The organism is Treponema sp. (assembly GCF_052169735.1).
Lineage (GTDB): Bacteria > Spirochaetota > Spirochaetia > Treponematales > Treponemataceae > Treponema.
On record NZ_JBQNBW010000080.1, the window covers coordinates 1 to 8,558 of the forward strand.

12 protein-coding genes are annotated in these 8,558 nt (G+C 41.2%); 9 read left to right on the forward strand and 3 right to left on the reverse strand.

The window, feature by feature from the left end; translation table 11 throughout:
- Positions 1 to 207 precede the first annotated feature (207 nt).
- The 9 genes from ACTTJ8_RS10680 (at position 208) to ACTTJ8_RS10720 (ending at position 5,946) form a co-directional block, all read left to right on the forward strand.
- Positions 208 to 477, forward strand: coding sequence for a DUF7724 family protein (locus tag ACTTJ8_RS10680; protein WP_442721169.1), 270 nt, complete (start codon positions 208 to 210; stop codon positions 475 to 477).
- A complete protein-coding gene (locus ACTTJ8_RS10685; protein WP_442721170.1) occupies positions 470 to 700 on the forward strand; it encodes a DUF7723 family protein in 231 nt (76 codons plus the stop codon). Before ACTTJ8_RS10680 ends, ACTTJ8_RS10685 begins: the two co-directional genes overlap by 8 nt.
- Positions 693 to 974 (forward strand): DUF4160 domain-containing protein, encoded by a 282-nt coding sequence (locus tag ACTTJ8_RS10690; protein ID WP_442721171.1) that lies wholly within the window; start codon positions 693 to 695, stop codon positions 972 to 974. Before ACTTJ8_RS10685 ends, ACTTJ8_RS10690 begins: the two co-directional genes overlap by 8 nt.
- Before the next feature lie 413 nt (positions 975 to 1,387).
- Positions 1,388 to 1,618, forward strand: coding sequence for a type II toxin-antitoxin system antitoxin VapB (gene vapB / locus ACTTJ8_RS10695; RefSeq protein WP_442721172.1), 231 nt, complete (start codon positions 1,388 to 1,390; stop codon positions 1,616 to 1,618).
- Positions 1,618 to 2,022, forward strand: coding sequence for a type II toxin-antitoxin system tRNA(fMet)-specific endonuclease VapC (vapC, locus tag ACTTJ8_RS10700; protein ID WP_442721173.1), 405 nt, complete (start codon positions 1,618 to 1,620; stop codon positions 2,020 to 2,022). Before vapB (ACTTJ8_RS10695) ends, vapC (ACTTJ8_RS10700) begins: the two co-directional genes overlap by 1 nt.
- 335 nt (positions 2,023 to 2,357) lie before the next feature.
- Positions 2,358 to 2,588: a type II toxin-antitoxin system antitoxin VapB gene (vapB, locus tag ACTTJ8_RS10705; protein WP_442721172.1), complete on the forward strand. Its 231-nt coding sequence runs from the start codon at positions 2,358 to 2,360 to the stop codon at positions 2,586 to 2,588.
- A complete protein-coding gene (gene vapC, locus ACTTJ8_RS10710) occupies positions 2,588 to 2,992 on the forward strand; it encodes a type II toxin-antitoxin system tRNA(fMet)-specific endonuclease VapC (RefSeq protein WP_442721173.1) in 405 nt (134 codons plus the stop codon). Before vapB (ACTTJ8_RS10705) ends, vapC (ACTTJ8_RS10710) begins: the two co-directional genes overlap by 1 nt.
- A 309-nt stretch (positions 2,993 to 3,301) precedes the next feature.
- Entirely contained in the window at positions 3,302 to 4,489 is a 1,188-nt protein-coding gene (locus ACTTJ8_RS10715; RefSeq protein ID WP_442721177.1) for a MalY/PatB family protein, read from the forward strand.
- A gap of 281 nt (positions 4,490 to 4,770) precedes the next feature.
- Positions 4,771 to 5,946, forward strand: coding sequence for a type III PLP-dependent enzyme (locus tag ACTTJ8_RS10720; RefSeq protein ID WP_442721174.1), 1,176 nt, complete (start codon positions 4,771 to 4,773; stop codon positions 5,944 to 5,946).
- Positions 5,947 to 6,143: 197 nt separating this feature from the next.
- Here the strand turns inward: ACTTJ8_RS10720 and ACTTJ8_RS10725 are convergent, their stop codons facing one another.
- The 3 genes from ACTTJ8_RS10725 to ACTTJ8_RS10735 all read right to left on the reverse strand — a co-directional run.
- Complete coding sequence (locus ACTTJ8_RS10725) at positions 6,144 to 6,569, reverse strand: flavodoxin (protein ID WP_442721175.1); 426 nt, start codon at positions 6,567 to 6,569, stop codon at positions 6,144 to 6,146.
- Between the two features lie 42 nt (positions 6,570 to 6,611).
- Positions 6,612 to 7,196 carry a DUF3793 family protein gene (locus ACTTJ8_RS10730; protein WP_442719675.1) on the reverse strand — a complete coding sequence of 195 codons (585 nt, stop codon included), beginning with the start codon at positions 7,194 to 7,196 and terminating at the stop codon, positions 6,612 to 6,614.
- Between the two features lie 128 nt (positions 7,197 to 7,324).
- On the reverse strand, positions 7,325 to 8,558 hold a 1,234-nt coding region (locus tag ACTTJ8_RS10735; protein ID WP_442721176.1), incomplete at its 5' end, for a methyl-accepting chemotaxis protein.

Sequence of the window (8,558 nt, forward strand, 5' to 3'; positions counted from 1 at the left end):
AATGAAAATGCAAATCGCCTTATTAGACGTTTTATCCCGAAAGGCACAAACATTGTTAGAGCGACAGGCAAAGCCTGCTGTTATATCATAAAAAATATCCTATGTTATAAAAATTACTACATAATAAAATATAGCAGATGGTAGAAAATACTATGTTTTTGAGTTACTATTATTGTGTAAGAAGTACCTATATTGGGAGGAGTAAAGATGCAAAACTGTGCATATTTAAGTTGTTCCGGAAAATACTCTGAATTTGAATTCAATGAATACTCGATCAGATTTAGAACTTCTTCTCATCTACGAAAATATACTGAAATTAAAACTTGGGATAATGGGTATCTTGTTGTAACTGCCGATTACGATACAACCGGAGAATTGGAGGAATATATAGATTTAATTCCAATGTTAAACAATTTATTTATTGACCCTGAACATTTTTTACCGCATATAAGAGAGGTAAGATTGAAAGATGCTTGATGTAAAAAGACTTGCTGATGAAGCTGATGTAATAGTAAATGGATACGCCTTTTTTAAGCATGAACTTGGTGTACGGGTTTTAAATCTTAATGACACTATTCGTGCAGCTGTTTTTTCTAGAGAAAATGAAATGCTTGAAACGACAATGGATGATATTGAAGTTTCCATTGTAAGAGATTATTTAGAACGCAGTTGGAAATATATGGAGACTGAAATTGCCTAAATATTATGAATTTAAAGTATGCGGGTATTACTTATATTTTACTGCAAAGTGTATTGTTGAAGCATTTCATGTTCATGCAAGTGATTCAAAATTGTCGGAAGAAGGTTCTGCAAAATTTTTTGTGAAAGAAAACGGTGATAGTGAAATTCAAAAATCAGGTATTTTATCTAGACAAGAACTAAATATAATTCAGAAATTTATTAAAGAAAATTATAAAGATATGTATAAAAAATGGTCTAGTATTAGTGATAAAGGCTTTTTTATAGGAAAATAATTTTGCTCTAACACCCGCTTCAACCTGACATTTATTTTGTCACGAAAGTTGCTTAAAGTGCCTATACGGCACCGCAACTTTCGCGCCAACTTTGCCGCCGCTATGCGTCGGCAAAGGCACAAATGCAGGTTAAGCGAATGTTGAACGGACGCTGCGCATCCGTTCAACGGGCGGCGGAACCTCCGCCTGTCGTCCGGCGCACAGCGCCGTCCAACATGCGGATTAAGCTGACGGCGAAGCTCAAAAGCCTCTCGGCTTTCTCCCTTCTTGCAGCTTATCCGCCGCCCGTTAGGTTGATGCCGCGTTGCGGTACTTATTGTTAATACAAAAAGCTAAAAATTGATTTCGTGACAAATAGAAGTTGACGATAATTTCATCTTCATATATACTATAGTATATACAGAGGTGCTAATATGGTTTGTACAAAAGTATTCATAAGTGGAAATAGTCAGGCTGTAAGGATACCGAAAGAATTTCATATTGATTTTTCTGAATTATTGATCAAGAAAATCGGTTCATCAATCATCCTAACACCAAAAGAAAGCAATTGGGAAAATCTTGAAAGAAGTCTTTCTGAGTTTTCTGATGATTTCATGATGGAAGGAAGAGCTCAACCTGCAATGCAAGAAAGGGAAGTTCTTTAATGTACTTGCTAGATACAAATATCTGTATTTTCCTTATAAAGAATAAAAATCTATATTTAAAGCAAAAAATATTTAACTGTAAAAAAGAAGCATTATTTCTTTCTTCCGTTACAATTGCTGAATTGGAGTATGGTGTTTCAAAAAGTCAATTTAGAGAAAAGAATCGCCATGCTCTTCTGGATTTTTGTTCCGATTTTACTAACATAATAGATTTTACAACAGAAGATACAGAAACATACGGAATGATTAGAGCTTATCTTGAAAATAAAGGGATGCCGATTGGACCTTTTGATACACAGATTGCCGCTCAAGGCTTAACAAGAAATCTTACTGTGGTTACAAATAATATAAGAGAATTTTCTAGAATACCAGGACTAAAAGTCGAAGATTGGACAAAAGAATAATAGAAACCTAACACCCGCTTCAACCTGCCATTGCCTTTACGGCAATGCAGGTTAAGCGGCAGTTGAACGGACGCTGCGCATCCGTTCAACGGGCGGCGGAACCTCCGCCTGTCGTCCGGCGCACAGCGCCGTCCAACATGCGGATTAAGCTGACGGCGAAGCTCAAAAGCCTCTCGGCTTTCTCCCTTCTTGCAGCTTATCCGCCGCCCGTTAGGTTGATGCCGCGTTGCGGTACTTATTGTTAATACAAAAAGCTAAAAATTGATTTCGTGACAAATAGAAGTTGACGATAATTTCATCTTCATATATACTATAGTATATACAGAGGTGCTAATATGGTTTGTACAAAAGTATTCATAAGTGGAAATAGTCAGGCTGTAAGGATACCGAAAGAATTTCATATTGATTTTTCTGAATTATTGATCAAGAAAATCGGTTCATCAATCATCCTAACACCAAAAGAAAGCAATTGGGAAAATCTTGAAAGAAGTCTTTCTGAGTTTTCTGATGATTTCATGATGGAAGGAAGAGCTCAACCTGCAATGCAAGAAAGGGAAGTTCTTTAATGTACTTGCTAGATACAAATATCTGTATTTTCCTTATAAAGAATAAAAATCTATATTTAAAGCAAAAAATATTTAACTGTAAAAAAGAAGCATTATTTCTTTCTTCCGTTACAATTGCTGAATTGGAGTATGGTGTTTCAAAAAGTCAATTTAGAGAAAAGAATCGCCATGCTCTTCTGGATTTTTGTTCCGATTTTACTAACATAATAGATTTTACAACAGAAGATACAGAAACATACGGAATGATTAGAGCTTATCTTGAAAATAAAGGGATGCCGATTGGACCTTTTGATACACAGATTGCCGCTCAAGGCTTAACAAGAAATCTTACTGTGGTTACAAATAATATAAGAGAATTTTCTAGAATACCAGGACTAAAAGTCGAAGATTGGACAAAAGAATAATAGAAACCTAACACCCGCTTCAACCTGCCATTGCCTTTACGGCAATGCAGGTTAAGCGGCAGATCAGTACAGCGACCAACAAATCGAAGAGATTGAGCAGTGGATCAACAACTATCCTAGAAAACTATTTAACTATGAAACTGCCAATCAACAATATCAGAAGATATCATAAAAATTCCTTTTTGGGGCAATACCTCTTGCAATTTATATTTTTTGAATAGCAAAGGTTGCTGTAAACCGATATTTGCCGCATATCAGCTGCTATGTTTAGGCTTGCATAAAAAGGCTGGGCAGGATAAGGTAAAAAGTATGAAGTATGATTTTACGACAAAATTGAACCGAGCCGGTTCCGGCTCACTGAAATGGAATGCTATGTATCAGATCAATCCGCAGGTTATGCCGGATGTTGTGCCGCTTTCCGTAGCGGATATGGAGTTTAAGATGCCGCCTGAATTAACGGAAGGTTTAAAACAACACCTTGATACTGCGGTGCTTGGCTACACGGGACCCACCCCTGCGTTTACGGACGCTGTACAACACTGGATGCTCAAGCGGCATAATTGGCATATTAAACCTGAGTGGGTTATCCCGATAGCAGGGGTTGTGCCGGCGATTTTTCATGCAGTGCGGGCTTTTACCGAACCGGGAGACGGTGTTATTGTACTCACTCCCGTGTATTATCCGTTTTTTAGAGCAGTGCAGTTACAGGGGCGGAATGCTGCACGGTGTCCGTTACACGAAGATAATGGGCAATACACCATTGATTTTGACACATTAGCACGGCTTGCAGCCGATCCGCACAACAAAGCGCTGCTTTTTTGCTCTCCGCATAACCCCGTCGGGAGAGTATGGAAGAAAGAGGAATTGCAAAAAATACAGGAGATTGTATTGGAGCATAATCTCTATCTTTTTTCTGACGAGATTCACTTTGATATTATTATGCCCGGGACTGAACATACGGTGTTTCAGTCTTTGAGCGATGAACTTGCTGAGCGGACAATAACTTTTACGGCACCAACAAAGACCTTTAATATTGCCGGTTTAGGGATCAGTAATATTATCATTAAAAATGAAAAAATGCGGACTCGTTTTGTAGAAGAGCAGGATAAGGGGAGCGGAACCTTATTTACCGCTTTGAGCTATAAGGCTTGTGAAATTTGTTATACACAGTGCAGTGCATGGCTTGATGAGTTTTTATCTGTGATTGATTCCAACCAGCGGCTTGTGCAGCGTTTTTTTCAGACCCGGCACTCGGAAATTAAGGCTCCGCTGATTCAAGGTACCTATCTGCAATGGCTTGACTTTAGAGCGCTCGGTATGGAATACAAAGCGTTGGAGCAGTTTATGACGCATACAGCGCAAGTGTTCTTGGATGAAGGCTATATTTTCGGTGAAGAAGGACGCGGCTTTGAACGGATTAACCTTGCTGCCCCTGCATCGGTGCTGACCGAAACACTTGAACGGTTGAGCAGCGCCCTAGCAAAGCTGAAACACTAAAACTATAATAGGCGAACATTCATATTTTCCTCCAGTGAACACGAATACACAAGAGCTTACCAGTGTGCTCCGCGTCCTTGCGATAAACAAACCTAACCGCACAGACGCTAAGCATACAAAGAAAAAATTAAAGCGTGTCTTAACTAAACAGTATCCATATTTAAAATATACATTACACATTTTTTATAGTGCTTTGACACGATATAAATTACCATATTGACAGATAAAAAAGATATGATTATGGTAGGTACTTGCGTATACCTGCATTAACGGAGGCAGATATGGAAATAACCGATTACCTCTCCGAATCGGAATGGAAAAAGTTTTTGAAATTTTCGGATGAACTTGAGACCCCTTGTGTTGTTATTAACCTTGAACGGGTTAAGAAGAATTACATGGAGATTAAAAAGTTTTTCCCTCAGGCGGATATTTATTATGCTATCAAAGCAAACCCGCATGAAGAAATATTAAAATTGCTCAGCAGTTTAGGTTCAAATTTTGATATTGCCTCCCGCTATGAGCTTGATAAAATCCTCGGATTGGGTGTAACCCCTGACCGGCTCAGCTATGGAAATACTATTAAGAAAGCGCAGGATATAGCCTACTTTTACGAAAAAGGCATCCGGCTTTTTGCAACCGATAGCAAAGAAGACTTAAAAAACATTGCAAAATATGCACCGAACTCCCGTGTTTATGTCCGTATCTTAGTTGAAAGTACGAGCAGCGCCGATTGGCCGCTCTCCCGCAAATTCGGCTGTCATCCTGATATGGCGTATGATCTGTGCATATTGGCAAAAGAGCTGGGACTTATTCCCTATGGTATCTCCTTCCATGTCGGCAGTCAGCAGCGTGATATTGGACAGTGGGACGATGCCATTGCAAAAACAAAATATTTGATGAGTTCCCTTGAAGAAGAAGAGGATATTGTACTCCAGATGATCAATATGGGCGGAGGCTTCCCTGCCCCATATGTACTGCCGAGTAATGAGCTTTCCGAATATGCCAGCGAAATTAACCGTTATCTGCATGATGATTTCGGCGATGAATGCCCGCGGATTATTTTAGAGCCGGGGCGCTCGATGGTAGGCGATGCAGGAATCCTTGTTACCGAGGTGATTACGGTTTCCCGTAAAAATAATACAGCATTGCACCGATGGGTATATGTAGATGCAGGCGTTTTTAACGGCTTAGTAGAGACACTGAACGAAAGCATTAAATATCCGATCATTACCTCAAAAGATACCGGCAATACCAAACGCGGTGAGGTTGTCCTAGCCGGTCCAACCTGTGATAGTATGGACATAATCTATGAAAAATTTAAGTATCAGCTGCCGATCAATCTAAAAGCAAAAGACCGTATCTATTTTCTTACCGCGGGAGCCTATACTGCAAGCTATGCCTCTGTAGAGTTTAACGGCTTCCCCCCGCTTAAAACTTATATTATGAAAAACGAATAACCGCGTTCAAGCGTCTATTGGCATCTCTATAACGCGCAAGTTATCCGCAGTCTGTAATATAAAAACGGCACAGGGTCTAAACCGCTGTGCCGTTTTTGTTTGTTTTATGCTTCTACGCAACCATTGTAGAAATACTGTTCGGCGCCTCCATTTGAGTTTAGAGGTACCATCAAGTTCTTTTTGAAGAAAAACAGCTCTTACTTTGCAAAGCGTTCGCCGAATTCCTTGCATTTTGCTTGAGCTGCTTCATCGGGATCGTCGTAAGCGATAAGTCCTTCTTCAAAGACATCTGCGCCGTCGTTCTTTGTGCGTTCTACCCATGTCTGCATCCATTCGCCGTCAGCCCATTCATAAGAACCGAAGAGCGCTACCTTGCGGCCGGCAAGCTTTTTTTCGATTGAAGCAAAAAACGGTTCAAATTCATCCGGCTCCAGTTCTTCAGCGCCCATAGCAGGACAACCGAAGGCAATTTTGTCATAGCTGTCCAGCTTATCTGCACTGAACTGAGAAACAGTGAATAATTCTGCCTCTGCTCCGCCTGCTTTTAAGCCTTCCAAAATACAATTGGCCATTTTTTCTGTGTGACCTGTTCCGCTCCAAAATACTACTGCAATTTTTGACATAGCAAACTCCTTATCATTGTTAGGGAATATCAATCCCCTGTATTATGCTGCATGCACAATCTGAGAGAGCGTCATGCCGCGTTTTATCTGTAGAGCAAACCGCTCTTTACATTCCGTATATTGATGGAACACCTGCCGTGCTCGATCAGGATTACTGTATACCTTCCAGTATCCGCAAAATAAGCAGTCCCTGCCGCCGGTTCTTACATACTGTACAACATCTTCAAGTGGATAGCCCAAAAACAGACCGATTTCATGCGGAAACAAATCTTTACAGGATTCCTCCCGGCGCTGTACGAAGGATGCCATCCTTTGTTTTAAGACTTTCAGTATTTCATTCAGTCCTTTGTCTGTTTCATAGCCGAATGACTGTAGTACTTGCATGACATGACCGTCACAACATATCCGGCTCAGCCAATCCTTCCGGTATACCAGTATCTGTGCACGGTTTTCACATACACAAAGCGGAGTAAAGTATATTCCCTGTGCATTCAGCAAGGCATTATAGACATCGCACCATTGCAGATCGGAACTTGCGAATGCAACAAGGTTCGCCGGTTTAATACCGGCAAGACACGGTGCCGCATGACGGGCAAGGACACTTTCAACGTAAGTGTACGGTAACATACTACTATTATGAGCATAGAATATAAAAAATGTCAACCTCGAATAACTCATTTCGTGCACATCTTTTTAATGTACCCGCGGAGGAGATTAATTTATCACCAATTTCTTATTTTTTAGAACCCCATCTCCTACTCAGTTTTGAACTTAGAGACCTCTTCGGCTAAATTCTCAATACTCTGCTTATTCTTCTGCGTCAGAGCATTCACATCCTGAACGGCATTGTTAATTTGCACCGCGCCGGAAGCCATCTCGTTCATGCGCTCCGTAATAATCCGAGTAAGATCATCCAGCTTCCGCATTTCCGCTGCAACACCTTCCCCGCCTTTGAGCATCTCTTCCGAACCGGATTGAACTTCAACCGTTATCATACTGATATTTTTAATCGCCTGCAGCACCTCTCGGCTCCCCTTCTCCTGCTCACGCATCGCTTCAATCAGCCGGTTACTCATTGTCCGTACCTGTTCGGCAAGGGCAAAAATAGCATTAAACTTATCCTCCGCTGTTTTAGAAGACGATGAAAGCGTGTCAATTTCACTGCCAAGCGTTTTCAGCGTTGCCGTGATCGTTTTTCCTTGTACAGATGACTCTTCGGCGAGCTTGCGGATTTCATCAGCAACAACAGCAAAGCCCTTACCGGCTTCCCCTGCATGGGCAGCCTCTATCGCTGCATTCATTGCTAAAAGGTTAGTCTGGCTGGCAATATGCTGGATGACACTACTAGCTTCCATCAAGGAACCTGATTCTTCGGCAATTTTTTGCGTTACCGTGTTAGAAGTTACCAGCGTTGCTTTGCCGTCGCCAGTAGCAGCGGTGAGTTCTTTCACAACATCGTCTGCTTTGTTGAGGGTTTGCCCGATGGAAGCGATGTTTGCAACCATCTCCTCTACCGAAGCAGAGGACTGCGCGACGCTGCCTGCTTGTATTTCGATGTTGTTATTCAGCTGCTTAATTGTACGGACAATTTCTTCTATGGTGGCTCCCGTTTCTGTAACGCTGGCAGCCTGTGTCATCGCTTGCTGTTTTACCCCATCGATATTCGCGCTGATTTGATGGATGGCGCTGACGGTTTCTGTCATGTTGAAGGCAAGTTCGTTGCCGATCTCTTCCATATCGTTACTGTTTACCTCGACCTGTTGGATAGAAGCGCCGATTTTGGAAATAGTCTGATTAAAGTACTGTGATAAGTCGGTAATTTCATTATTGCCGTGCACCGGTAAACGCACTGTCAAATCCCCCTCGCCTTGAGCAATATCTTTAAGAGCGTCAACGACAACATTGATAGGATTTACCATGCGGCGGGCAGCAACAAAAGTGATAACAAGGGTAATCACCAGTATGGTAAATCCGATAATAATTATTGTC

Excerpts from the sequence above, each read along its gene's own strand:
- vapC (WP_442721173.1), top strand. The coding sequence starts at position 1,618 with ATGTACTTGCTAGATACAAATATCTGTATTTTCCTTATAAAGAATAAA.
- vapC (WP_442721173.1), top strand. The coding sequence starts at position 2,588 with ATGTACTTGCTAGATACAAATATCTGTATTTTCCTTATAAAGAATAAA.
- ACTTJ8_RS10680 (WP_442721169.1), top strand. The coding sequence starts at position 208 with ATGCAAAACTGTGCATATTTAAGTTGTTCCGGAAAATACTCTGAATTT.
- ACTTJ8_RS10685 (WP_442721170.1), top strand. The coding sequence starts at position 470 with ATGCTTGATGTAAAAAGACTTGCTGATGAAGCTGATGTAATAGTAAAT.
- vapB (WP_442721172.1), top strand. The coding sequence starts at position 1,388 with ATGGTTTGTACAAAAGTATTCATAAGTGGAAATAGTCAGGCTGTAAGG.
- ACTTJ8_RS10720 (WP_442721174.1), top strand. The coding sequence starts at position 4,771 with ATGGAAATAACCGATTACCTCTCCGAATCGGAATGGAAAAAGTTTTTG.
- ACTTJ8_RS10730 (WP_442719675.1), bottom strand. The coding sequence starts at position 7,196 with ATGTTACCGTACACTTACGTTGAAAGTGTCCTTGCCCGTCATGCGGCA.
- vapB (WP_442721172.1), top strand. The coding sequence starts at position 2,358 with ATGGTTTGTACAAAAGTATTCATAAGTGGAAATAGTCAGGCTGTAAGG.
- ACTTJ8_RS10725 (WP_442721175.1), bottom strand. The coding sequence starts at position 6,569 with ATGTCAAAAATTGCAGTAGTATTTTGGAGCGGAACAGGTCACACAGAA.
- ACTTJ8_RS10715 (WP_442721177.1), top strand. The coding sequence starts at position 3,302 with ATGAAGTATGATTTTACGACAAAATTGAACCGAGCCGGTTCCGGCTCA.